Source organism: uncultured Caulobacter sp. (assembly GCF_947036865.1).
GTDB lineage: Bacteria > Pseudomonadota > Alphaproteobacteria > Caulobacterales > Caulobacteraceae > Caulobacter.
The window spans coordinates 1-23,034 of record NZ_CAMQSF010000047.1; the positions used below are offsets into that span (position 1 = coordinate 1).

Consider the following 23,034-nt stretch of genomic DNA (forward strand, 5'->3'; position numbering starts at 1 on the left):
CGGACGTCCGGGACCGGGTTTCGCGACCCGGCCCGCCCGCCGGAGGCTTCAAGGGTTCCGGGGCGCCAATAGCGTCACGGGACCACGCTTCCGGATAACGACCGCGCGGAGCGTCTGGCTTCGTCGAAACGGTAATTCTCAGTCTTCTCCGGACGCTGTCCGGCGCTCCGCGTCCCTGTCCAGCCCCTTCAGCGGCCGCGCCGCGTGAGGCCGATAAAACACGTTCCTTCCCCCGTCCAGGGGGAAGGGCGGTCAGCGCCGGCGCCCTTGACGCCCTCTCGCCAAACCCCCAGAAGCCGCTCGTGACCGACGCCGTCCCCCCCGCCTCCGCCGAAGAGCCCGCGCCCGCCAAGAAGGGCGGGCTTTTGAAGTCGTCGATGATCTATTCCGGCCTGACCCTGGTCAGCCGGTTCATGGGCTTCGCGCGGGACCTGGCGGTGTCCTACCGGATGGGGGCCAGCGCCACCCCGGCGGCCGACGCCTATAACGCGGCCCTGGCCTTCCCGAACCTGTTCCGCCGGTTCTTCGCCGAGGGCGCCTTCGCCGCGGCCTTCGTGCCGGCCTACGCCAAGTCGCTGCAGCGCGACGGCGAGGAGACGGCCGACATCCTGGCGGCCGACGCCATGGCCAGCCTGGCGGCCGCCACCATCGTCATCACCGTGGTCTGCCAGCTGGCCATGCCCTGGCTGATGATGCTGATCAGCCCGGGCTTCGGCTGGGGCACCGAGAAGTACAAGCTGGCGGTGCTGCTGACCCAGATCACCATGCCCTATCTGCCGTGCATGGCGATCGTCGCGCACCTGTCGGGCGTGCTGAACGCCCGCGACCGCTTTATTCTGTCGGCCGGCGCGCCGATCCTGCTGAACATCTGCACCCTGGCCTTCATCCTGCCCCAGACCTCGGCGGTCGACGCGGCCAAGTGGGGCTCGGTCGGGGTGATCGTCGCCGGGGTCGCCCAGGCGGCGCTGCTGACCTGGGGCGTCAACAAGTCCGGGGCCAAGGTCCACTGGCGGCTGCCGCGCCTGACGCCGGAGGTGCGCGAGCTGATCGGCAAGGCCATCCCCGGCGCCCTGGCCGCCAGCGCCACCCAGGTCAACATCTTCATCTCGGGCAACCTGGCCAGCCACGTGCCGGGCGGCCGGTCCTGGCTGGCCACCGCCGATCGCCTGTATCAGTTGCCGCTGGGCCTGGTGGGCGTGGCGATCGGGGTCGCCCTCCTGCCGCGCCTGTCGCGCGCCGTGCATTCGGGCGACAAGGCCGACGCCCAGAGCGCCATGGACCAGGCCATCACCCTGGCCATGGCCTTCACCCTGCCGGCCGCCGCGGCCCTGGTCGCCATGCCGGGCTTCCTGTCGGACGGCCTCTATACGCGCGGCCAGTTCACCGCCTTCGACGCCAGCCAGACGGCGGCGGCGCTGTTCTTCTACGGCCTGGGGACGCCGGCCTTCGTGCTGCAGCAACTCTATTCGCGGGCCTTCTTCGCGCGGGGCGACACCAAGAGCCCGATGCGCTTCGCCCTGGTCTCGGTGGCGGTCAACATCGCCTTCGGGGTCGCCCTGTTCCAGCTGGTGGGCGTCAAGGGCATCGCCGCCGCCACCGCCATCGCCTCGTGGCTTAATGTCGGCCAGATGGCCTTCGTGCTGGCGCGCAAGGGCGAGTACGGCCCGTCGGCCCAGACCTGGTCGCGCCTCGCGCGCATCCTGCTGGCCAGCCTGGGCATGGGTCTCGTCCTGGCCGCCGCGTCTCATGGGCGCGCGCTGATCGAGGCGCCGCTGCGGAGTCTTGGCCTGACCGGCCACACGCTCGGAGCCAAGGAGTTCGCCCTGGCCCTGACCTGCCTCGTCGGTCTGGCGCTCTATCCGCCGCTGCTCTTCCTTTTCGGCGGGGTCAAGCCGGCCGAGCTGAAGGCGGCGCTGCGGCGGGGCAAGGCTTGATCCGTGCGGGCGAGGGCGCTAACCAGCGGGCCATGGCTTCGATCGGTCTCCTCGCGCCGCGATGGCGCGGCTCCCGCTGACCTTCGTTTCCGCGCTTCGACGCGGATGCGCCTTCGCGCGCTCGCCACGATCCTGAAATTCGACAGCCAAGGCTCACAGCCATGACCGACCAAGCTCCCGTCGCCTATGCGGGTCCGTCCCGCGTGCTTTCGGGCGTCCAGCCCTCGGGCGCCCTGCACCTGGGCAACTATCTCGGCGCGCTGGTGAAGTTCACCCGCCTGCAGCACGAGATCGACACCTTCATCTTCGTGGCCGACCTGCACGCCATCACCGTCTGGCAGGACCCGGCGGCCCTGGCCCAGCAGACCCGCGAGATCGCGGCGGCCTACATCGCCTCGGGCCTGGATCCCGACAAGGCGACGATCTTCCCGCAGTCGGCGGTGCGCGAGCACGCCGAGCTTTCCTGGATCTTCAACTGCGTGGCGCGCCTGGGCTGGCTGGACCGCATGACCCAGTTCAAGGAGAAGAGCGGCAAGCACAAGGAGCGCAGCTCGGTCGGCCTCTACACCTATCCGGTGCTGCAGGCGGCCGACATCCTGATCTACAAGGCCACCCACGTGCCGGTCGGCGAGGACCAGAAGCAGCACCTGGAGCTGACCCGCGACATCGCCCAGAAGTTCAATCACGACTTTGGCGCGCCGGGTTTCTTCCCGCAGCCCGAGCCGCTGATCCAGGGGCCGGGCGCGCGGGTCATGTCCCTGCGCGACGGCTCGGCCAAGATGAGCAAGTCCGATCCGTCGGACTATTCGCGCATCAACCTGACCGACACGGCCGACGACATCGCCGCCAAGATCAAGAAGGCCCGCACCGATCCCGAACCTTTGCCGGAGACGGTCGAGGACCTGGCCGCCCGCGCCGAGGCCGACAACCTGGTGGGCATCTTCGCGGCCCTGTCCGGCCAGACTAAGGCGCAGGTCCTGGCCGACTATGCCGGCAAGGGCTTCGGGACCTTCAAGCCGGCCCTCGCCGAGCTGGCGGTCGAGACGCTGGCCCCGGTCGGCGACCGGATGCGCGGCCTGCTGGGCGATCCGGCGGTGCTGGACGCGATCCTCGCCAAGGGCGCGGCCAAGGCGTCGGAGGCCGCCGCCCCGACCCTGGCCGAGGTCAAGAAGCTGGTCGGCTTCTGGGGGGCTTGAGCTCTTTCGTGAAGCGGCGTCTTGTCGCGGCATGACCGACGTCGCCGTCCCGAGCCCGCGCAAGTTCCTGGTCGTCGCCGACGACAGCCCGGAGTTCGCCGCCGCGCTCAAATACGCCTGTCGCCGCGCCCGCTCGACCGGCGGCTGCGTGGCCATGCTGAAGGTGATCGCGCCGGCCGAGTTCGAGCACTGGAGCGGGGTGCGCGAGGAGATCGAGCGTCAGGAGCGCGAGGAGGCGCAGGCCCTGCTGCGGAGCCTCTCCGCCCAGGTCGTGGCCGAGACCGGCTTACCGCCCGAGCTGATCGTCGAGACGGCCGACAGCGTCCGCGCGGCCTTGAAGCAGGTCATCGCCGCCGACCCGGCCATCAAGATCCTGGTCCTGGCCACCTCGACCGCTGGCCGGGGTCCCGGCCCGCTGATCGCGGCCATCGCCAAGGAAGGCGTCGGCTTCTCCGGCCGCAAGCTGCCCGTCACCGTGGTGCCGGGCGACCTGACGGACGCGGAGATCGAGGAACTGGGTTAGGCGTTTAGGCCTCCATTCCGTCGCGCTGCCGACAGGAGGACGTTCAGCAACAGCGAGAGATCAGGCGCTGATGGCGCCCAGAACCAGGTCTCGCCGTCGTAGGACACCCAGTTCAGCAGGACCTTGTCGTCGCTCTCTTGGTCGCCGCGTAAACGGTAGTCCTCGCCGACCATGGCGAGCGGCAAGGCGCGGACACCGAGGTTCGTCGTTCCGACCAGGTGGCTGTCGGTCAGCAGGGTCCAGCGATTGCCTGCCTCGAACAGCGCGACCGGAGCGCCCCGACCGCTCTCGGCGCGGGCGAAGGCGCGCGCCTGGCTATCCGGCGACAGGTTCTCGACCAGCACGCTTGGTCTGTATTCGCCGAAAGTGCGGCGGGCCTTAAGGCGGACCAGGTCGGGAAGGCTCATGCCCCAAAGCCTAAACCCGCTCCGGGATCCGCACCATCATCCGCTCATAGCCCTTCACGAAGGTCGAATAGACCCGCTTGGGCTCCTCCAGCACCTCGATCTTCGGGAAGCGCTTGAGGATCTCCTCCCAGACGATCTTCAGCTGCATCTCGGCCAGGCGATTGCCGACGCAGCGATGGATGCCGAAGCCGAACGACAGGTGGCGGCGGGCGTTGGGGCGGTCGATGATGAACTTGTCGGCGTCCTCGATCACCGTGTCGTCGCGGTTGCCCGAGACGTACCACATCACGACCTTGTCGCCCTTCTTGATGGTCTTGCCTGCGAGCTCGAAGTCCGCCAGCGCCGTGCGGCGCATATGGGCCAGCGGGGTCTGCCAGCGGATGATCTCCGAGACCATGTTCGGGATCAGGCTGGGATCGGCGCGCAGCTTGGCCTCTTCCTGCGGGTTCTTCGACAGGGCGTAGAGGCCGCCCGTGATCGAGTTGCGGGTCGTGTCGTTGCCGCCGACGATCAGCAGGATGACATTGCCCAGATATTCGAAGGGCGGCATGTCGCGCGTGGCCTCGCCGTGGGCCAGCATCGAGATCAGGTCGTTGCCCGGCTCGGTCAGATTGACCCGCTCGTTCCAGAGATTGGTGAAGTACGACAGGCACTCCAGCAGTTCGGCGCGGCGGGCGTCCTCGCTCTCGACGATGCCGCTCTCGGGCGAGGCCGTGGCCACGTCCGACCAGCGGGTCAGCTTACGGCGCTCCTCCCAGGGGAAGTCGAACAGGGTGGCCAGCATCTGGGTGGTCAGCTCGATCGAGACCTTGTCGACCCAGTCGAACGGCTCGTTGATCGGCAGGCTGTCGAGGATGTTCTGGACGCGCTCGCGGATGATGCCTTCCAGCCGCCCCAGATTGGTCGGCGAGACGATCGGGCTGACCGTCTTGCGCTGGATGTCGTGCTTGGGCTGGTCCATGGCGATGAACATCGGCAGGACGAAGTCCTCGTCGAAGTTCCGGATCGTGATGCCGCCCAGGTGCGCGTCGGACGAGAAGACCTGGTGGGTCGTGTCGACCGTCATGATGTCGTTATAGCGGGTGATCGACCAGTACGGGCCGACCTCCTCGTCGCCCTTGGAATAGTGGACGGGGTCTTCCTTCCGCAGTCGCTCGAAATAAGGCCACATGGCGTCGGCCTGGAACAGGGCCGGATCGGCGACATGATAGTCCTCGAGGGGAATGGAATAGGCCCTCGCCTTGGCCTCGGCCTTCAGGTCCACGGAACCGTCGCTCATCAGATCCTCCCGGCGGATCGCTGTTTTGCCAGCATGACGCCAGAAAATGACGCCTGTGTCACTTTTAAAATGCGACCGACCCGCGGACTTGCGTCGGAAGGTCGCGAGGTCCATTTCAGGACCATGTTCATCCAGACCGAAACCACGCCCAATCCCGAGGTCCTGAAGTTCCTGCCCGGCCGCGAGGTGCTGGGGGAGGGCGCGCGTGAATTCCGCACGGCCGAGGATGGCGAGGCCTCGCCCCTGGCCAAGGCGCTGTTCGACCTGGGCGACGTGACGCGGGTGTTCTTCGGCCCCGACTTCCTGACCGTGACCAAGGGCGAGGACGCCCAGTGGCCGCACCTGAAGGCGCCGATCCTGGCGGCCATCATGGACCACTTCACCAGCGGCCGGCCGCTGCTGCTCGACGCCCAGGCGGCGGGCGGCCACGACGAGGACGGCGTCTATGACGAGGAGACCTCGCAGATCGTCGCCGAGATCAAGGAATTGCTCGACACGCGCATCCGCCCGGCGGTCGCCCAGGACGGCGGCGACATCGTGTTCTCGCGCTTCGAGCCCCAGACCGGCGTCGTCTGGCTGCACATGCGCGGCGCCTGCTCTGGCTGCCCGTCCTCGTCGGCCACGCTGAAGGCCGGCGTCGAGAACATGCTCAAGCATTATGTGCCGGAAGTGACCCGGGTCGAGCAGACGCTGTAGAGGCTTGATCCCGTCGCCGGGGCGGCTATATCGCAACTCTTAGAGTTACAGATCGCCTTTCCAGAGGATCGACCATGGCCAAGCTCGAAGACGCCACCCTCGCGCAGCTGTTCACCGAGGCGCGCACGCGCAACGGCTGGGACCCCACGCCGCTGCCGGAAGAGACCCTGCGCGCCTTGTACGAGCTGGTGAAGTTCGGTCCCACGGCCGCCAACTCGACCCCGGCGCGGTTCTATTTCCTGACCTCTCCCGAGGCCAAGGAGCGCCTGGCCAAGCACGCTTCCGGTTCGAACGCGCCGAAGATCCGGCAGGCGCCCTGCACCGTCATCGTCGGCTACGATCTCGACTTCCCCGAGACCATGTCCAAGCTGTTCCCCCACGCGCCGGACGCCAAGAACTGGTTCAACGACTTGCAGGCCCGCGAGTGGGGCGCGCTGCGCAACAGCTCGCTGCAGGGCGGCTACTTCATCCTGGCGGTCCGGGCCCTGGGCCTGGACGCGGGTCCGATGTCGGGCTTCGACAACGCCGCGGTCGACGCGGAGTTCTTCGCCGGGACCAACATCAAGAGCAACTTCATCGTCTCGATCGGCCACGGCACGGACGAGGGCCTGTTCCCGCGTAATCCGCGCCTCGACTTCGACGAGGCCGCCAAGATCCTCTGATCGGGTGACGGCGGCGGGCGCGCGGGCTACAAGGCCGGCATGACCCTCCGCCACGTCCTTCTCGCCCTGCCGCTCGTGCTTTTGGCCGCCTGCGGGCCGGCCAAGCGAGATGACGCCGGCCCCCCCGCCAAGGCCGACGCGCCGGTGCGCGTCGCGGTCGCTCCCTATGTCGGCGGCCCGCTGAAGATGACCAGGGACGGCGTCGGCCCGATCAACGGCGCCACCGCCTTCGACCTCGCCACCCTGAAGGTCCTCTTCCCCAAGGCCAAGGTCGAGCAGGCCTTCCTGCATTTCGGCGCGGGCCCCGCCCAGCCGATCATCAATATCGAGCAGGACAACACGCCGCTGGCCGAGATCGGCAAGACCGACGAGGGCGAGATCGCCTATGTCCGCCTCGCCGCCGGCGACGTGCGCGGCCCCAAGGACGAGCGGCTGCTGGCCAAGTGGGCCGACCTCGGTTTCAAGGTCGACCAGTGCCGCGCCGGCGAGGGCCGCGAGGTCAACCAGACCGTCTGCGTCCGTCCCGAGGCGCCGACCGTGTCCTACGTGTTCGGCGTTCCGGGCTGGGCCGGCCAGGGCCTGCCGCCCGAGGCGGTCCTGAAGGCCAAGGGCCAGCTGAACGAGCTCGTCTGGCGCCCGGCCGAGGGCGCCGCCGTCGGCTCGGCCTGATGATTCTCTCGATCGACACCTGCCTGGGGGCCAGTTCGGTCGCCCTCGTCGATGGCGAGCGCGTTCTGGCGGCGCGCTCCGAGCCCATGACGCGCGGGCACCAGGAGCGGATCGGCGTGATCGCGCGCGAGGTCGCCGTCGAGGCCGGGGTCGCCTTCGCCGACCTGTCGCGGATCGGCGTCACGGTCGGGCCGGGCTCGTTCACCGGCCTCCGCGTTGGTCTCGCCTTCGCCAAGGGCCTGGCGACGGCGCTGTCGATCCCGTGCGTCGGGGTCAACACGCTGGAGAGCCTGGCCTTCGCAACCCAGGGCTTCGTCGCCGCCGTGCTCGACGCGCGGATGGGCCAGATCTATCTGCAGGTCTTCGCCGACGGCGTCTCGCTGATGGCGCCGGACGCTCTCGACCTGGGCGCGGCCGCCGCGCGCCTGGCCGAGCTCTATTCGGGCGGACCCGCGACCCTGATCGGCTCCGGCGCGCCGCTGCTGGCCGACGTCCTGGGCGGGGCTCGGATCCTCACCCCCGCCGCGCCCGACCCCGTCGCCGTCGCGCGCCTCGCCGCCGCCCGGCCGGCCCCGGCCCATTCGCCCCGCCCCCTCTATCTGCGGGCGCCCTACGCGACCCTCCCCGCCGCATGAACCTGCGCCCCGTCGGGTCCGAAGCGGCCTTCGATCTCGCCGATCTGCACGACAAGGCCTTCGACCGGCCCTGGACGGCGCTGGCGTTCGACGAACTCCTGAAATCGCCCGGCGTCTTCGCGGTGCTGGGCGAGGCCGGCGAGCCGGCCACGGCCAAGGGCTTCGTCCTGTGTCGCGCGATCGCCGGCGAGGCCGAGATCCTGACCATCGCGGTCGATCCCGCCGCCCGACGGCGCGGCTGGGGCGCGGCCCTCGTGGCGATGGCGGCGGGGATCGCGCGCGAAACCGGGTCCGAGGCGATGTTCCTGGAGGTCGCCGCCGACAACACAGCCGCCATCGCCCTCTACCAGGCGACCGGTTTCTCAAGGGTCGGTCTTCGCAAGGGCTATTATCCCCACGCCGACGGCGCCAAGGACGCCGTGGTCATGCGGCGAGCGCTTAACACTTAAGGGCCGACCGCCTATCTTGCCGCCGACTCAAGACGGAGCGCCCGCCGTGGATCGACTCGAAAAGGCCTGTATTGAAAAGGGCATGCGGATGACGGACCAGCGCCGCGTGATCGCGCGCGTCCTGTCGTCGGCCGAGGACCACCCCGACGTCGAGGAGCTGCACCGCCGCGCCCACGCCATCGATCCGCACATCTCGATCGCCACGGTCTATCGCACCGTGCGCCTGTTCGAGGAGAGCGGCATCATCGAGCGCCACGACTTCCGCGACGGCCGCTCGCGCTACGAAGAGACACCGACCCACCACCACGACCACCTGATCGACATGAAGACCGGCAAGGTCATCGAGTTCGTCGACGAGGAGATCGAGGCCCTTCAAAACGCCATCGCCCAGAAGCTGGGCTACAAGCTGGTCGATCACCGGCTGGAGCTTTACGGCGTGCCGATCGAGGAGTGAGGCGGCGCGGCCCCCTCCGGCCCTTCGGGCCACCTCCCCCATAAAGGGGGAGTAGATTTGGAGGGCCTGCTCCCCCTGCATGGGGGAGCTGTCGGCGAAGCCGACCGAGGGGGCGACCCTTGCGCCGAGCCCTCCTCGACCCCATAACCTCGCCGGATGAGCGAGACCCCGCGAAAGCGTCTTTTTATCAAGACCTACGGCTGTCAGATGAACGTCTATGACAGCGAGCGCATGGCCGATGTCCTGCGCCCGCTGGGCTATGGCGTCGTCGACGATCCCGAGGGCGCGGACCTCGTGGTGCTGAACACCTGCCACATCCGCGAGAAGGCCACCGAGAAGGTCTATTCCGAGCTCGGCTACATCAAGCAGATGAAGGACCGGAAGGCCGAGGCGGGCGGTCGCATGACCATCGCCGTGGCCGGCTGCGTGGCCCAGGCCGAAGGCAAGGAGATCATGCACCGCCAGAAGGCGGTCGATCTGGTCGTCGGGCCCCAGGCCTACCACCAGCTGCCCGAGCTGATCGCCCGCGCCCACCGCGCGACCGGCGAGCGGCTGGCCGCCGACTTCGCCGCCGACGAGAAGTTCGACGCCCTGCCGGCCGAACGCCACGTGACCGGCGTCACCGCCTTCCTGACCGTGCAGGAGGGCTGCGACAAGTTCTGCACCTTCTGCGTGGTGCCCTATACGCGCGGCGGCGAGTGGTCGCGGCCGGTGAACGACATCGTCGAAGAGGCCAAGCGCTTGGCCGGCCAGGGCGTGCGCGAGGTCACCCTGCTGGGCCAGAACGTCAACGCCTATGACGGCGACGGCCAGACCCTGGCCAAGCTGGTCCGCCAGTTGGCCAAGATCGATGGACTGGACCGTATCCGCTACACGACCAGCCACCCGCGCGACATGGGCGAGGACCTGATCGAGGCCCATGGCGAGCTGCCGGAGCTGATGCCCTATCTGCACCTGCCGGTGCAGGCGGGTAGCGACAAGATCCTCAAGGCCATGAACCGCGACCACACGGCCGAGAGCTATGTGCGGCTGGTCGAGCGCATCCGCGCCGCGCGGCCCGACATCGCCATGAGCGGCGACTTCATCGTCGGTTTCCCCGGCGAGCGGGACGCCGACTTCGAGAAGACCCTGGATCTGGTCCGCGAGGTCGGTTTCGCCAGCGCCTTCTCGTTCAAGTATTCGCGCCGTCCGGGCACCCCGGCCTCGGCCATGCCGGGGCAGGTGGACGAGGCGGTCAAGGCCGAGCGCCTCGAACGGCTGAACCAGCTGCTCGACGAGCAGCAGCGGGCCTTCAACGCCGCCCAGGTGGGCAAGGTGCTGCCGGTGCTGTTCGAGAAGCCCGGCCGCCACCCCGGCCAGATCGTCGGCCGCAGCCCCTACCTGCAGGCCGTCCATTGCGAGGGCGGCGAACAATTGATCGGGACGATCGTTCCCGTCCGTATCGAGAGCGCCGCCAAGATGAGCCTGGCGGGCCGGCTCGACCCTGTTCTGGAGACCGCTTGAGCCGCACCCCCGAGTTCCTGCCGCTGTCGGACGACGCGGTTCACGCCGTGTCCGGCCCGGCCGGCCGCCACGCCGCCCTGATCGAGGACGCCTTCAAGGTGCTGATCGAGACGCCCGGCGGCGGGGTGACGATCACCGGCGACGCGCGAGGCCGAACCGGCGCCAAGCGCGCCTTGAACGCCCTGGCCGCCCGCGCCGACGCCGGCGAGGAGGTCATCGAGGCCGATGTCCGCATCGCCATCGGCGGCGCGCAGGAGACCGGCGGACAGGCCTCGCCCCGCGCGGTGCGCAAGGGCAATGTCTCGCCCAAGACCAAGAGCCAGGCCCAGTACCTGGAGCGCATGGCGACCCATCCGCTGGTGTTCGGCCTGGGTCCCGCCGGCACCGGCAAGACCTTCCTGGCCGTGGCTCACGGCGCGGGCATGCTGCTGCGCGGCGAGGTCGACCGCCTGATCGTCACCCGTCCCGCCGTCGAGGCCGGCGAGAAGCTGGGCTTCCTGCCGGGCGACCTGAACGAAAAGGTCGATCCCTACATGGCGCCGGTCTGGGAGGCCCTGACCGACATCATGGGCGCCGACCAGCTGCGTCGTCGCCGGGAGAAGCTGGAGATCGAGGTCGCGCCGATCGCCTTCATGCGCGGCCGCACGCTGGCCCATGCCTTCGTCATCGTCGACGAGGCCCAGAACTGCTCGCGCCTGCAGATGAAGATGGTCCTGACCCGGATCGGCGAGGGCGCGCGGATGGTGGTCACCGGCGACCCCACCCAGGTCGACCTGCTGAATCCGCGCGACTCCGGTCTGGCCCACGCCGTCTCGATCCTGGAAGGCGTCGAGGGTGTCGCGGTGTCGCGCTTCACCGCCTCGGACGTCGTGCGTCATCCGCTCGTCGAGCGGATCGTCAAGGCCTATGACGCGGACGCGGCGCAGAATACACCCCGGTGACATGAGCATCACCGTAGACATCGAGATCGAGGACGAGGCCTGGACGACCGGCGTCGAGGACGCCGAGGCGCTGGTCTGGCGCGCGGCCCAGGCCGTGCTGGACGCGCATGAGGAGATCGAGGGGCGGGGCATCGTGATCCTGCTGACCGACGACGACAGCGTTCGGACGTTGAACCGCGACTTCCGCCAGAAGGACTACGCCACCAACGTGCTGTCCTTCCCCTCGCCGCGAAATCCCGAGGCCAATCCCGAAGGCCAGATCGGCGATATCGCCCTGGCCTACGGCGTCTGCGCGCGCGAGGCGGCCGAGCAGGGCAAGCCGCTGGCCCACCACCTGCAACATCTGGTGGCGCATGGGGTGCTACATCTCCTAGGATACGATCACGAGGGCGACGACGAGGCGGAAGCCATGGAGGCGCTCGAACGCGAGATCCTGGCGGGGCTGGATGTTCCGGACCCCTATGCCGGGGACGAAGAGGGGCGCTGATAACGGGCCATGCCCAGCGACGAGCCTAGTCAACAGCCCGCCGCGCCGGTGCGAAGAAGCCGGGGCGTGCGGGCGTTCCTTCGACGCATGCGCCGACAGCTGACCGGCGGCGGAGAGACCGCGCGTCCGCCCGAGCCGCCGCCGGCGACCGGCGCCGTCGACATCGTCGACCAGGCCGAGGCGTTCCAGACCCTGCGGGTCGCCGACCTGATGACGCCCCGCGCCGACATCGTGGCCGTCGAGTTGTCCACCCCGTTCGAGGCGGTGGTCGCGCAGTTCGCCGAGGCCGAGCATTCGCGGATGCCGATCTATCGCGAGACGCTGGACGATCCCGTCGGGGTGGTCCACGTCAAGGACATCTTCCGCCTGCTGGCCGACGCCGAGAGGCGCCCGGCGCCCGGCGATCTGGTTCTCCACAAACTGCGCCGGGAGGCGCTGTACGTGCCGGCCTCGATGAAGGCCGCCGACCTCCTGCTGCGCATGCGCACCAGCCGCATCCACATGGCCCTGGTCATCGACGAGTTCGGCGGCACCGACGGCCTGGTCTCGATGGAGGACCTGATCGAGGCGGTGGTCGGCGAGATCGACGACGAGCATGACGACGCGGCCGCGGTGGCCATCGTCGCCCGCCCCGGCGGCGTGTTCGAGGCCGAGGCCCGCGCGCCGCTGGAGGAACTGGAGGCCGCCCTGGGCCGAGACCTCGCGCCGTCGGAGATGGAGGAGGACATCGACACCGTCGCCGGCCTCGTCGTCGCCCTGGCCGGACGCGTGCCGCAGCGCGGCGAGGTGATCGCCCATCCCGACGGCTACGAGTTCGAGGTGGTCGAGGCCGATCCGCGCCGCGTGCGCCGCGTGCGCGTCCGCGGCGGCCCGGCGCCGGACGCGGCGACCCTGGCCGAAGGCGTCGCCGTTTCGTGACGGCGTGGACCGCCTTTCGTGGCCGGCTTTGGAGCGGCCCGCTGCTGGCCCTGCTCGCGGGTCTCGCCGCGGCCTTGGCCCATCCGCCGTTCGGGGTCCTACCCGGCTTGCTGGGCTATGCCGGCCTGCTGTGGCTGCTCGATGACGCCCATGCCGAGAGGCCTCTGCGATCGGCTTTCTGGCGCGGTTGGCTGGCGGGGGTCGGCTATTTCGGCCTCGGCACCTGGTGGATCGGCGAGGCCTTTCTGGTCGACGCGGCCAACCAGGGTTGGATGGCGCCGTTCGCGGTCGCGGCCATGGCGGCGGGGCTGGCGCTATTCTGGGGGCTGGCGGGTCTTGTCTATCGTCTGGTCCGGCCGGCCGGCGTCTGGCGGGTCCTGACCTTCGCCGGCGCGCTCGCGGCCCTGGAGTGGACGCGCGGGCACATCCTGACCGGCTTTCCCTGGAATCTGCCGGGCGAGACCTGGCGGGCCGGCTCGTGGCCCTCGCAAGCCGCCGCCCTGGTCGGCGCCTATGGCCTGACCTGGATCACCGTCGCGATCGCCGCCGCGCCCGCCGTCTGGCGCGAGGGGCGCGCGGGCAAGATCGCGCTGGGCGCCGCCGCCGCCGGTCTGGCGGCTCTCTACGGCTATGGCGCCGTCGCCCTGTCCGCGCCCGAGGCGACGGGCCGGCCGATCACCGTGCGGATCGTCCAGGCCGACATCCAGCAGGAGGCCAAGTGGGACGCGGCGCGGTTTTCCCAGATCGTCCAGTCCTACGTGACGCTGACGAGCAAGTCTTACGGCGGCAAGCCCGCCGACATCGTGATCTGGCCGGAAGGCGCCCTGCCCGCCGCGATCAACGACTATCTGGCTCCGGGGACCTGGGTGCGTCAGGCGATCGTCGACAGCCTCCGCCCGGGCCAACTGCTGTTGATCGGCGGCTATCGCTACGAAGGACCGGTGGACAGGCCGACCTACTACAACAGCCTGATCGCGCTGCGCCGCGCCGGGAGCGACCTGGAGCTGATCGGGGTCTACGACAAGCACCGCCTCGTCCCCTTCGGAGAGTATCTGCCGGCCGAAGGGCTTCTGACCGCCGTCGGCTTCAAGAGTCTCGCCCATCTGGGCGATGGCTTCGCGACGGGGCCTCGCCCCGCGCCTCTGCGGTTGACGCCCAGCCTCACCGTCCAGCCGCTGATCTGTTACGAGAGCCTGTTTCCAGGCCTCGCCAAGCGTGATCGCGCGGTCGAGGTTCTGATCAATATCTCGAACGACGCGTGGTTCGGCGTGACCTCCGGCCCGTTGCAGCATCTCAATCTGGCCAGCTACCGGGCGATCGAGAGCGCCAAGCCGATCCTGCGCGCCACCCCCACCGGCGTCAGCGCCGTGATCGACGCGCGGGGCCGCGTGGCGCCCGGCGCGCGGCTGGATTTAGGACAAAGCGGAGTCATCGACGCGGCAATACCGGAAATGGGTAAGACCACGCCCTTCGACGACTTGGGAGATATCCCGTTGCTTGGGCTTCTACTGATATCTGCGGTTGCGTCAGCTCGCCTCCGGGCTGGGAATTCCTACTCCTCTATTGCGCGCTTGTAAGACTCAGGCTGAATTAAAACCGCAATTTCAGCTATCAAGCTTTGGCATGAGCGAACCGCCGGCCACCGAACGCCATCCCAATCCCGTCGACCTGCACGTTGGCGCGCGCATCCGCATGCGCCGAAAGATCCTCGGCGTGAGCCAGGAGCGTCTGGCCGAGGACCTCGGCCTGACCTTTCAGCAGATCCAGAAATACGAGCGCGGCGCCAATCGGGTCAGCGCCAGCAAGCTCTACGAAATCGCGCGAAGCCTGCACGCCTCCATCGCCTACTTCTTCGAGGGTCTGGCCGATACGAACAGCGCCGGCCTCGCCGAGTCCGGCGAGCCCTTCGTGCACGATTTCCTGATGACGCCGGAAGGCCTGGAACTGGCGACGGTGTTCCCGAAGATCTCGCGACAAAAGGTCCGCCGCCGCATCCTGGAGCTGGTGCGGTCCATGGCCGACGATGAGGACGCCGCCGAGGCGGAGTAGGCGCAAGTCAGCTTGCTCGCATAAACATATCTTTATATGGTCCGGGTCTAATGGGCGTCGCACCGGGCGCCCGCGCGCTCGCGCGCATCCTCAAGGCCGGAGCTGTCTCTTGAACCGTTCGTCCTACATCTTCACCAGCGAGAGCGTCTCCGAAGGCCATCCCGACAAGGTCGCCGACCGTATCAGCGACACCGTCGTCGACGCCTTCCTGACCGCCGATCCGGAGGCGCGCGTCGCCTGCGAGACCCTGGTGACGACCAACCGCATCGTGCTGGCCGGCGAAGTCCGCGCCGGCAAGCCGGACGGGGACAAGAAGGCCAACAAGCAGCTGACCAAGGACATCATCGCCTCGCTGGAGCCCAAGGTGCGCGCGGCGATCAAGGATATCGGCTACGAGCAGAAGGGCTTCCACTGGCAGAAGGCGAAGTACTCCAACTTCCTGCACGGCCAGTCGGCGCACATCGCCCAGGGCGTGGACGCCACGGACAAGAAGGACGAGGGCGCCGGCGACCAGGGCATCATGTTCGGCTACGCCAGCACCGAAACCCCGGAGCTGATGCCCGCGACCCTGCAGTACAGCCACAACATCCTCAAGCGCCTGGCCGAGTTGCGCCACTCCGGCGAGCTCTCGGAACTGGAGCCCGACGCCAAGAGCCAGGTGACCCTGGAGTACGACGGCAATGGCCGTCCGCAGCGCGTCGTGTCGATCGTCGTCAGCCATCAGCACAAGAAGAAGATCGACGGCAAGGCCGCGACCTCCAAGCGCGTGCTGGAGCTGATCAAGCCGCACATCCTGCCGATCTTCCCGGACGGCCTGGTCACCAAGAAGACCCAATGGCTGGTCAATCCGACGGGCCGCTTCGAGATCGGCGGCCCCGACGGCGACGCCGGCCTGACCGGCCGCAAGATCATCGTCGACACCTATGGCGGCGCGGCGCCGCACGGCGGCGGCGCCTTCTCGGGCAAGGATCCGACGAAGGTCGACCGCTCGGCGGCGTATGCCTGCCGCTATCTGGCCAAGAACGTGGTCGCGGCTGGCCTCGCCGACCGCTGCACGATCCAGATCGCCTACGCGATCGGCGTCGCTCAGCCGGTCTCGTTCCACGTCGACCTGCACGGCACGGGCAAGGTGGATCCGGCGGTGCTGGAAAAGACGCTGCCGCAGCTGATCGGCGGCGCCACCCCGCGCGCCATTCGCGAGCACCTGCAGCTGAACCGGCCGATCTACGCCCGCACCGCCGCCTACGGCCATTTTGGCCGCACGCCGGATAACGAGGGCGGCTTCTCGTGGGAGAAGACCGACTTGGTCAGCGACCTGAAGGGCCTCGCCTAGGCCGCCGCCCGCGTCGAATCGTCGCACCTCCTCGCCGCGGCCCTAAGGCGGCCAACCGACCGACGCCGCTCGCGCGTTCACGCTATGGATGTGGACCGGGCAGGCGCCCGCGCAGGGCGGCGGAGGGCGGATGGACGACGGGATCAGGCCGAAAGGCGCGGCGGGCGATGGCCTCGCCCTGCTGGACGCGGCGGCGTCGCGACTGCTGGCGATCAGCAATCCGCATCAGCTGATCGACGCGCTGTTCGGCCTGGCGAGCGACGCGCTGGGGCTGGACGTCTACGTCCATTATTCCCTGCGCGATGAGCAGCTGGTTCTGACCGGCGCCGGCGGCCTCAGCCCAGCCCATCGTCAGGAGCGCGCGCGGCTCACCCTCGAAGGGTCGATCTGCGGCTGTGTCGCGCGGGACCGCGCGGCGATGCACGCGGCGGAAATTCACCGCTCCGACGATCCCCGGCTGGACTTCCTGCGTCGCGCCGGTCTGAGACATTACACCTGCCATCCGCTGATGGCCGACGGCCGGCTGCTCGGCGTCCTGGGCTTCGGTCGGCGCGAGGCCAGGCCGTTTTCGCCCGAGGAGCTGGTCGTGCTCCAGACCCTGACGCGCTACGTGGCCATCGCTCAGGAGCGGTTGCGGGTCGAGACCGCCCTGATCGAGAGCGAACGGCGCCTGAACGCCGTGCTCAACAACGCCACCGTGGCGATCTTCGTCATGGACGATCGGCAGCACTGCTCGTTCATGAACGCCGCGGCCGAGCGATTGACCGGCTACCGGTTCGAAGAGGTCCAGGGGCGTCCGCTGCACGACGTCATCCATCACACCCATCCCGACGGGACGCATTTTCCGATCGAGGATTGCGCCATCGACCGGGCCTTTCCCGAAAACAACCAGCAGCAGGGCGAGGAGGTCTTCGTCCGCCCCGATGGCGGCTTCTATCCGGTCGCCTTCACCGCCAGTCCGATCCGCGACGAGACCTCGCACACCATCGGCACCATTATCGAGGTCCGGGATATCGCCGAGCAGAAGCGCAACGAGGAGACGCGCGACCTGCTGATGCGCGAGGTCGACCATCGCGCCCGCAACGCCCTGGCCGTCGTGCAGTCGATCGTGCGCCTGACCCGCGCGCCCGACATCGAGGCCTTCCAGGAGAATGTCCTGGGCCGCGTCAGCGCCCTGGCCCGCGCCCAGGGGTCGCTGGCCGCCGAGCGCTGGGAAGGCGGCCGCACCCGCGACGTGGTCGAGGGCGAGCTCGCGACCGTCGGGCGCGGCGGCCAGTACGAGGTGCTTGGCGACGACTGGGTCCTGGCCCCCGCCGAGGTGCAGCCTCTGGGCATGATCGTCCACGAGCTGGCCACCAACGCCGCCAAGTACGGCGCGTTGAGCGCGGAGGCCGGCTGCGTGCGGGTGCGGCTGAGCGTCGGGCCGCGCGGCCGGCGGCTGGATTGGTCCGAGAGCGGCGGTCCCGCCGTCGCTCCGCCCCCGCGCCACGGCTTCGGCTCGCGTCTGATCGGCCAGCTGGTCCGACAGCTGAACGCCGAGGTCTCCACCCGGTGGGAGGCGAGCGGGCTGAACGTGACCTTGGATCTGCCGGCGCTCTGACGCGCGAAGGGGCCTTACGCCGGGCCGCTTCCGGCTTTAAGACCGCGCTCCATGACCAACCCGCAACAACCCCACGGGCCGCTGCGCTCGTTCGGGCGCCTGAAGTCCCGTCCCGTCAAGCCGCGCCAGCAGGCCCTGCTGGACACCCTGCTGCCCGAGATCGCGGTTCCGACCGGGCCGTTCCGGCCGCTGGACCTGATGCCCGACGCCCAGGCGGTGTGGCTGGAGATCGGCTTCGGCGGCGGCGAGCACATGGCCGCCCAGGCCGGCCGCCATCCCGGAACCCTGGTCATCGGCGCCGAGCCGTTCGTCAACGGCGTGGCCAGCGCGGTCCGCCACGTCGAGGAACAGGCGCTGAAGAACGTGCGGATCCACGAGGGCGACGCCCGCGACGTCGTCGACTGGCTGCCCGACGCCTGCCTGGACCGGGTGTTCATCATGTTCCCCGACCCCTGGCACAAGGCCCGCCACAACAAGCGCCGCCTGATCCAGCCCGAGTTCGTGGCGAGGCTGGCCCGCGTGATGAAGCCGGGCGCGGCGCTGCGCTTCGCCACCGACTGGGCCGACTACGCCGAGTGGACGATCGAGCGCGTGCTGGCCGATCCGCGCTTCCGCTTCGCCGTCGCGGACGCCGATCGCAACGCGGTTCCGGCCGATCACGTCACCACCCGTTACGAGGAAAAGAAGCTGGGCGACTGCGCGCCGGTGTTCCTGGACTTCGTCAGGGTGTAGCGCCCTTCCCCCTCGATGGGGGAAGGGGCGAGGATGGGGGTGATGCGGCGTCGGCCGTGCTCACCCCCAATCCGACCCGTTGCGCGGGCCACCTTCGCCTATGGAAGGGGAAGGGTTCAGTACGTCTCGTTGTAGCGCTTGATCGCCGCGCGGATGATGTCGGCGGTTTCTTCCGGGTCGGCCCAGCCGGTGATCTTGGTCGACTTGCCCTTTTCCAGGTCCTTGTAGTGCTGGAAGAAGTGGGCGATCTGCTCGGTCAGGATGGTCGGCAGGTCGCGCCAGCTGGAGACGCCGGTGTAGAACGGGTGCAGCTTGTCGACCGGCACGGCCAGGATCTTCTCGTCCGAGCCGGCCTCGTCGACCATCATCAGGGTGCCGATCGGGCGGCAGCGGATGATCGCGCCGGGCACCACCGGCGTCGGGCCCACCACCATGATGTCGGCCGGGTCGCCGTCGTCGGCCAGGGTGTGCGGGATGAAGCCGTAATTGGCCGGGTAGAACATCGCCGTGTGCAGAAAGCGGTCGACCATCAGGGCGCCGCTTTCCTTGTCGATCTCGTACTTCACCGGCTCGCCGCCCTGCGGGATCTCGATGATGGCGTTCAGGTCATACGGCGGGTTGGCCCCGGTCGGGATCTTGGAGAGGTCCATTGTGACTCTTTGAATATCTGAGGTCCGCGGGGAGGCGGTCCTGCGCGGCTGGGCTTATAGGCCGGAAACGCCGCGGCGCGGAAGCCGGAGTCGGCGATTTCCCATCAATGGGTCGACAGCGCTCGTCTGTTGACCTATAAAGGTCTTCACATCGTCCGTTAGCGCTAGATGGCGCTTTCGAGCGGCGGCCCGAAAGGCTGCCGCTTTTTGTTTGGCCGAACGGCGAGCGGCCCTGAGCATTGAGAGACCCGTGCGCGGCAAGACGCAGGAAGACCGTGATCTGATCGAGATGCTCGATCCCGTGGCCGAGAGCCTCGGCTACGAGATCGTCCGCCTTCGGTTGATGGGTGGCACCGAGCAGCGCCGCCTGCAGATCATGGCCGAGCATCCGCTGCTGGAGGACGGCAGCGGCGGCGACATGAACGTCGAGGACTGCGCGCGGCTGTCGCGGGCGGTGTCCGAGGTGCTGGACGCCGCCGATCCGATCGCCGGCGAATATACGCTGGAGGTCTCCAGCCCCGGCGTCGACCGGCCGCTGACCCGCCTGAAAGACTTCGAGGACTATGCGGGTCTGGAGGCCCGTATCGAGCTCGACCGCGTGGCCGAGGGCCGCAAGCGCTTCAAGGGCGAGCTGGCCGGGATCGAGGACGACCAGGTCGGCCTCAATATCGAGGGCGAGGACGACGTCACCGTCTACTTCCCCTTCGCCTGGATCATCGACGCCAAGCTCGTCATGACCGACACCCTGATGAAGCGGGGGGCGCAGCAGCGCGCCGCCCGCCTCAAATCCGACAACGACGACCTGTCCGAAAGTGAAGAGGACTGACCATGGCCATCGGCATCGCCGCCAACCGGCTCGAACTCCTGCAGATCGCCGACGCGGTCGCCCGTGAAAAGGGCATCGAGAAGGAAGTCGTCATCGAGGCCATCGAGGACGCCCTGCAGAAGGCCGCCCGCGCCCGCTACGGCGCCGAGCACGACATCCGCGTCAAGATCGACCCGAAGACGGGCGAAACCACCCAGAAGCGGGTGATCGAGGTCGTCGCCGACGACGCCGAGCTGGAAGGCGAGATCGGCAAGATGCCGCTGTCGCTGGCCAAGCGCGCCTGGCGCGACGCCGAGATCGGCAAGGTCTACGAGGAAGCCCTGCCGCCGTTCGAGATCGGCCGCGTCCAGACCCAGATGGCCCGCCAGGTCGTCATGCATAAGGTCCGCGAGGCCGAGCGCGAGCGTCAGTACGACGAGTACAAGGATCGCGTCGGCGAGATCGTCAACGGCAGCGTCAAGCGCGTCGAATACGGCAACGTCATCGTCGACCTGGGCCGCGGCGAAGGCATCATGCGCCGCGACCAGTCGATCCCGCGCGAGAACTTCAACGTCGGCGACCGCATCCGCGCCTATATCTACGACGTCCGCCGCGAGACCAAGGGCCCGCAGATCATGCTGAGCCGCGCCCACGGCGGCTTCATGGCCAAGCTGTTCGCCCAGGAAGTGCCGGAAGTCTATGACGGCGTCATCGAGATCCGCGCCGTGGCCCGCGACCCGGGCTCGCGCGCCAAGATGGCGGTCATCTCGAACGACTCGAGCATCGACCCCGTCGGCGCCTGCGTCGGCATGCGCGGCTCGCGCGTGCAGGCGGTGGTCGCCGAGCTGCAGGGCGAGAAGATCGACATCATCCAGTGGTCGGAAGACGAGGCCACCTTCATCGTCAACGGCCTGGCCCCGGCGGAAGTCTCCAAGGTCGTCATGGACGAGGAGGACGAGCGCGTCGAGGTCGTGGTTCCCGACGAACAACTCTCGCTGGCCATCGGCCGTCGCGGTCAGAACGTGCGTCTGGCCTCGCAGCTGACCGGCTGGCAGATCGACATCATGACCGAGAGCCAGGAGAGCGAGCGCCGTCAGCGCGAGTTCGCCGAGCGCACCGCCCTGTTCCAGGAAGCCCTGGACGTCGACGAGGTCATCGCCCAGCTGCTGGTCACCGAGGGCTTCGCGGCCGTCGAGGACGTGGCCTATGTCGAGCCGCATGAGATCGCCTCGATCGAGGGCTTCGACGACGAGACCGCCGAGGAGCTGCAGGCCCGGGCTCGCGAATACCTGGAAAAGGAAGCCGCCGAGCTGGACGCCAAGCGCAAGGCGCTGGGCGTCGAGGACGAGCTGCTGACGATCGAGGGCGTCACCCTGGCCATGGCCGTGGCGCTGGGCGAAGGCGACGTGAAGACCATCGAGGACCTGGCCGGCCTGGTGCCCGACGACATGCGCGGCTGGTTCGAGACCAAGAACGGCGAGCGCGTGCGCGAGCCGGGCATCCTGGAGAGCTTCAACCTGTCGCCGGAAGACGCCGAGGCCCTGATCATGCGCGCCCGCGTCGCCATGGGCTGGGTCGAAGCGCCGCCGGAGCCTGAATATGAAGAGGTCGAGGGCGAGTTCGAAGGCGAGGGCCAGGCCGTCGCCGAGGGCGAAGAGGCTTAGGTCGCTTAACCCTATCCCGTTTCCCCGGCGAAAGCCGGGGCCCAGATCAAGCCCTGCTGACGCTCAGGATGAATCTGGGTCCCGGCCTTCGCCGGGAAGACGGAGAAATATCGAGCGTCATGACCGATCAGACTCCCAGGACCCACGCGCAGGCCAGCCGTCAACGCAAGGACATCGTCCTGGGCGAGGCGACGGACGAGGCGCGCCTGATCCGCTTCGTCGCGGGGCCGGACGGGACGGTGGTTCCCGATCTGGCGCGCAAGCTGCCCGGCCGCGGGATCTGGGTCGGCGCCGACCGGGACTCCATCGCCTTGGCGGCCAAGAAGGGGCTGTTCTCCCGCGCCGCCAAGACCAAGCTGACCGCCGCGCCCGATCTGGCGGATCAGGTCGAGCTGCTTCTGGCGCGGCGGGTCCTCGACGGCCTGGGCCTTGCGCGGAAGGCCGGGAGCATTATCTCGGGATACGAGAAGGTGATCGCGGCCCTGGCGACGGGCAAGGTCGCCTGGCTGATCGAGGCCTCCGACGGGGCCGAGGACGGTCGCCGCAAGATTCTCTCCGCCGCCCGCAAGGCCCCCTCGCCGCCCCGTCTTCTGGGTGCGTTCAATTCGGACGAATTGGGTTTGGCCTTGGGCGGGGAGAATGTGATACACACCGCACTCCTCGCCGGGCGCGGTCTCGATCGCTGGACACAGGATGTCGAGCGTCTATCAGGCTTCCGCCCGCTTTTGCCTCCCGAATGGTCGGCGAACGGACGTGAGGAAAGCTAGAGGTCCGGCCGCCTTGGCGGTCAAGACGTCCTCTGGCGAAAGGCGAGCCTGCTCGCCTTGGTCGGCGCGCCGACCAAAAATGGGCTCTAGGGCTTTTCGCGCCCGCCGGATCCGCTCCGGTGCGATCGAAAAGCTCTAGGATCTTCGACGTTGGGCGCGGCTATTCGGGTCGCGTTCGTGAGCTAAGGGTCGGGAAACGCGCCTCTTTTTGGAGGTACGTCCAGGCCCTTTTCTCACATGGAAACATCGGTTTTTTAGCCAGGTACCGCCTGGCGGAAGTACAAGCGAGCGCATGAGCGACGAGAACGAAAACGGCCGACCCGGCGGACGACCCCCCATGACGCTGAAGCCCCGTCAGGGCTCCGTGAGCGCCGGGGTCGTGAAGCAGAGCTTCAGCCACGGCCGGACCAAGACGGTGGTGGTGGAAACCAAGCGGACGCGCCCGCACGCGCCCGCCGGCGGCAATCTCGCCGCGCCGTCTTCGGCAGAACGTCGCCACTCGCCCGACGCGCCCGCGCCGCGTCCGCAGTCCGCGCCGCAAGGCGGCGGTTCGACCGGGGGCCTGTCGCAGGAAGAGCTGCGCGCCCGTCAGCGCGTCGTCGACGCCGCCCGCGAGGCTCAGGCCCGGCAGCAAGCCGAACAGGCCGCCGCCGAGGCGCGCGCCCGCGCCGCCCAGGAAGC

26 protein-coding genes are annotated in these 23,034 nt (G+C 68.8%); 23 read left to right on the forward strand and 3 right to left on the reverse strand.

The features are described from left to right. The first annotated feature begins 302 nt into the window (after positions 1-302). From murJ to Q0V34_RS17790, 4 genes are all read left to right on the forward strand, one after another. On the forward strand, positions 303-1,934 hold the full coding sequence (murJ, locus tag Q0V34_RS17775; protein ID WP_297514683.1) for a murein biosynthesis integral membrane protein MurJ: 1,632 nt from the start codon (positions 303-305) through the stop codon (positions 1,932-1,934). Positions 1,935-1,966: 32 nt separating this feature from the next. Next, positions 1,967-2,014 carry a hypothetical protein gene (locus Q0V34_RS17780; protein WP_297514747.1) on the forward strand — a complete coding sequence of 16 codons (48 nt, stop codon included), beginning with the start codon at positions 1,967-1,969 and terminating at the stop codon, positions 2,012-2,014. 81 nt (positions 2,015-2,095) lie between these two features. Continuing rightward, positions 2,096-3,130, forward strand: coding sequence for a tryptophan--tRNA ligase (trpS, locus tag Q0V34_RS17785; protein WP_297514685.1), 1,035 nt, complete (start codon positions 2,096-2,098; stop codon positions 3,128-3,130). A gap of 31 nt (positions 3,131-3,161) precedes the next feature. Then, positions 3,162-3,653, forward strand: coding sequence for a universal stress protein (locus Q0V34_RS17790; protein WP_297514688.1), 492 nt, complete (start codon positions 3,162-3,164; stop codon positions 3,651-3,653). Here Q0V34_RS17790 and Q0V34_RS17795 read toward each other — a convergent pair. Both Q0V34_RS17795 and Q0V34_RS17800 read right to left on the reverse strand, forming a co-directional pair. Beyond that, entirely contained in the window at positions 3,650-4,060 is a 411-nt protein-coding gene (locus tag Q0V34_RS17795) for a hypothetical protein (protein WP_297514691.1), read from the reverse strand. The genes Q0V34_RS17790 and Q0V34_RS17795 overlap by 4 nt on opposite strands. Before the next feature lie 10 nt (positions 4,061-4,070). After that, complete coding sequence (locus tag Q0V34_RS17800) at positions 4,071-5,339, reverse strand: cytochrome P450 (protein ID WP_297514693.1); 1,269 nt, start codon at positions 5,337-5,339, stop codon at positions 4,071-4,073. Between the two features lie 123 nt (positions 5,340-5,462). On the opposite strand from Q0V34_RS17800, the gene Q0V34_RS17805 reads away from it, so the two are divergent. The 15 genes from Q0V34_RS17805 (at position 5,463) to trmB (ending at position 18,467) form a co-directional block, all read left to right on the forward strand. Next, on the forward strand, positions 5,463-6,035 hold the full coding sequence (locus tag Q0V34_RS17805) for a NifU family protein (RefSeq protein WP_297514695.1): 573 nt from the start codon (positions 5,463-5,465) through the stop codon (positions 6,033-6,035). 74 nt (positions 6,036-6,109) lie between these two features. After that, a complete protein-coding gene (locus Q0V34_RS17810) occupies positions 6,110-6,697 on the forward strand; it encodes a malonic semialdehyde reductase (protein ID WP_297514698.1) in 588 nt (195 codons plus the stop codon). A gap of 39 nt (positions 6,698-6,736) precedes the next feature. Then, positions 6,737-7,366: a DUF1131 family protein gene (locus Q0V34_RS17815; protein ID WP_297514701.1), complete on the forward strand. Its 630-nt coding sequence runs from the start codon at positions 6,737-6,739 to the stop codon at positions 7,364-7,366. Next, entirely contained in the window at positions 7,366-8,001 is a 636-nt protein-coding gene (gene tsaB / locus Q0V34_RS17820) for a tRNA (adenosine(37)-N6)-threonylcarbamoyltransferase complex dimerization subunit type 1 TsaB (protein ID WP_297514705.1), read from the forward strand. Before Q0V34_RS17815 ends, tsaB begins: the two co-directional genes overlap by 1 nt. Then, a complete protein-coding gene (rimI, locus tag Q0V34_RS17825; RefSeq protein ID WP_297514708.1) occupies positions 7,998-8,450 on the forward strand; it encodes a ribosomal protein S18-alanine N-acetyltransferase in 453 nt (150 codons plus the stop codon). Before tsaB ends, rimI begins: the two co-directional genes overlap by 4 nt. A gap of 46 nt (positions 8,451-8,496) precedes the next feature. Continuing rightward, complete coding sequence (locus Q0V34_RS17830; protein ID WP_297514711.1) at positions 8,497-8,904, forward strand: Fur family transcriptional regulator; 408 nt, start codon at positions 8,497-8,499, stop codon at positions 8,902-8,904. Positions 8,905-9,060: 156 nt separating this feature from the next. Continuing rightward, entirely contained in the window at positions 9,061-10,407 is a 1,347-nt protein-coding gene (gene miaB / locus Q0V34_RS17835; RefSeq protein WP_297514713.1) for a tRNA (N6-isopentenyl adenosine(37)-C2)-methylthiotransferase MiaB, read from the forward strand. Next, the gene (locus tag Q0V34_RS17840; protein ID WP_297514716.1) at positions 10,404-11,348 is read left to right on the forward strand and encodes a PhoH family protein; all 945 of its coding nucleotides are present in this window, start codon (positions 10,404-10,406) and stop codon (positions 11,346-11,348) included. Before miaB ends, Q0V34_RS17840 begins: the two co-directional genes overlap by 4 nt. A 19-nt stretch (positions 11,349-11,367) precedes the next feature. Next, positions 11,368-11,835 (forward strand): rRNA maturation RNase YbeY, encoded by a 468-nt coding sequence (ybeY, locus tag Q0V34_RS17845; protein ID WP_297514750.1) that lies wholly within the window; start codon positions 11,368-11,370, stop codon positions 11,833-11,835. Positions 11,836-11,844: 9 nt separating this feature from the next. Then, complete coding sequence (locus Q0V34_RS17850) at positions 11,845-12,753, forward strand: hemolysin family protein (RefSeq protein WP_297514719.1); 909 nt, start codon at positions 11,845-11,847, stop codon at positions 12,751-12,753. After that, positions 12,750-14,330, forward strand: coding sequence for an apolipoprotein N-acyltransferase (gene lnt / locus Q0V34_RS17855; protein ID WP_297514722.1), 1,581 nt, complete (start codon positions 12,750-12,752; stop codon positions 14,328-14,330). The genes Q0V34_RS17850 and lnt overlap by 4 nt, the downstream gene beginning before the upstream one ends. Before the next feature lie 46 nt (positions 14,331-14,376). After that, the gene (locus tag Q0V34_RS17860) at positions 14,377-14,802 is read left to right on the forward strand and encodes a helix-turn-helix transcriptional regulator (protein ID WP_297514724.1); all 426 of its coding nucleotides are present in this window, start codon (positions 14,377-14,379) and stop codon (positions 14,800-14,802) included. A 109-nt stretch (positions 14,803-14,911) separates the two neighbouring features. Further along, positions 14,912-16,135 (forward strand): methionine adenosyltransferase, encoded by a 1,224-nt coding sequence (gene metK / locus Q0V34_RS17865; protein ID WP_297514726.1) that lies wholly within the window; start codon positions 14,912-14,914, stop codon positions 16,133-16,135. 130 nt (positions 16,136-16,265) lie between these two features. Next, positions 16,266-17,735, forward strand: a complete 1,470-nt coding sequence (locus Q0V34_RS17870; protein WP_297514729.1) for a sensor histidine kinase — start codon at positions 16,266-16,268, stop codon at positions 17,733-17,735. A gap of 51 nt (positions 17,736-17,786) precedes the next feature. Next, on the forward strand, positions 17,787-18,467 hold the full coding sequence (trmB, locus tag Q0V34_RS17875) for a tRNA (guanosine(46)-N7)-methyltransferase TrmB (RefSeq protein ID WP_297514732.1): 681 nt from the start codon (positions 17,787-17,789) through the stop codon (positions 18,465-18,467). A gap of 116 nt (positions 18,468-18,583) precedes the next feature. Here trmB and ppa read toward each other — a convergent pair whose 3' ends face one another. Beyond that, the gene (gene ppa, locus Q0V34_RS17880; RefSeq protein WP_297514735.1) at positions 18,584-19,117 is read right to left on the reverse strand and encodes an inorganic diphosphatase; all 534 of its coding nucleotides are present in this window, start codon (positions 19,115-19,117) and stop codon (positions 18,584-18,586) included. Positions 19,118-19,367: 250 nt separating this feature from the next. On the opposite strand from ppa, the gene rimP reads away from it, so the two are divergent. From rimP to Q0V34_RS17900, 4 genes are all read left to right on the forward strand, one after another. Beyond that, positions 19,368-19,943: a ribosome maturation factor RimP gene (gene rimP / locus Q0V34_RS17885; protein WP_297514737.1), complete on the forward strand. Its 576-nt coding sequence runs from the start codon at positions 19,368-19,370 to the stop codon at positions 19,941-19,943. Positions 19,944-19,945: 2 nt separating this feature from the next. After that, positions 19,946-21,586 (forward strand): transcription termination factor NusA, encoded by a 1,641-nt coding sequence (gene nusA, locus Q0V34_RS17890; protein WP_297514739.1) that lies wholly within the window; start codon positions 19,946-19,948, stop codon positions 21,584-21,586. Positions 21,587-21,705: 119 nt separating this feature from the next. After that, a complete protein-coding gene (locus Q0V34_RS17895; protein ID WP_297514741.1) occupies positions 21,706-22,353 on the forward strand; it encodes an RNA-binding protein in 648 nt (215 codons plus the stop codon). A gap of 292 nt (positions 22,354-22,645) precedes the next feature. Beyond that, positions 22,646-23,034 (forward strand): translation initiation factor IF-2 associated domain-containing protein (locus tag Q0V34_RS17900; RefSeq protein ID WP_297514744.1); only part of this gene is annotated, 389 nt, incomplete at its 3' end.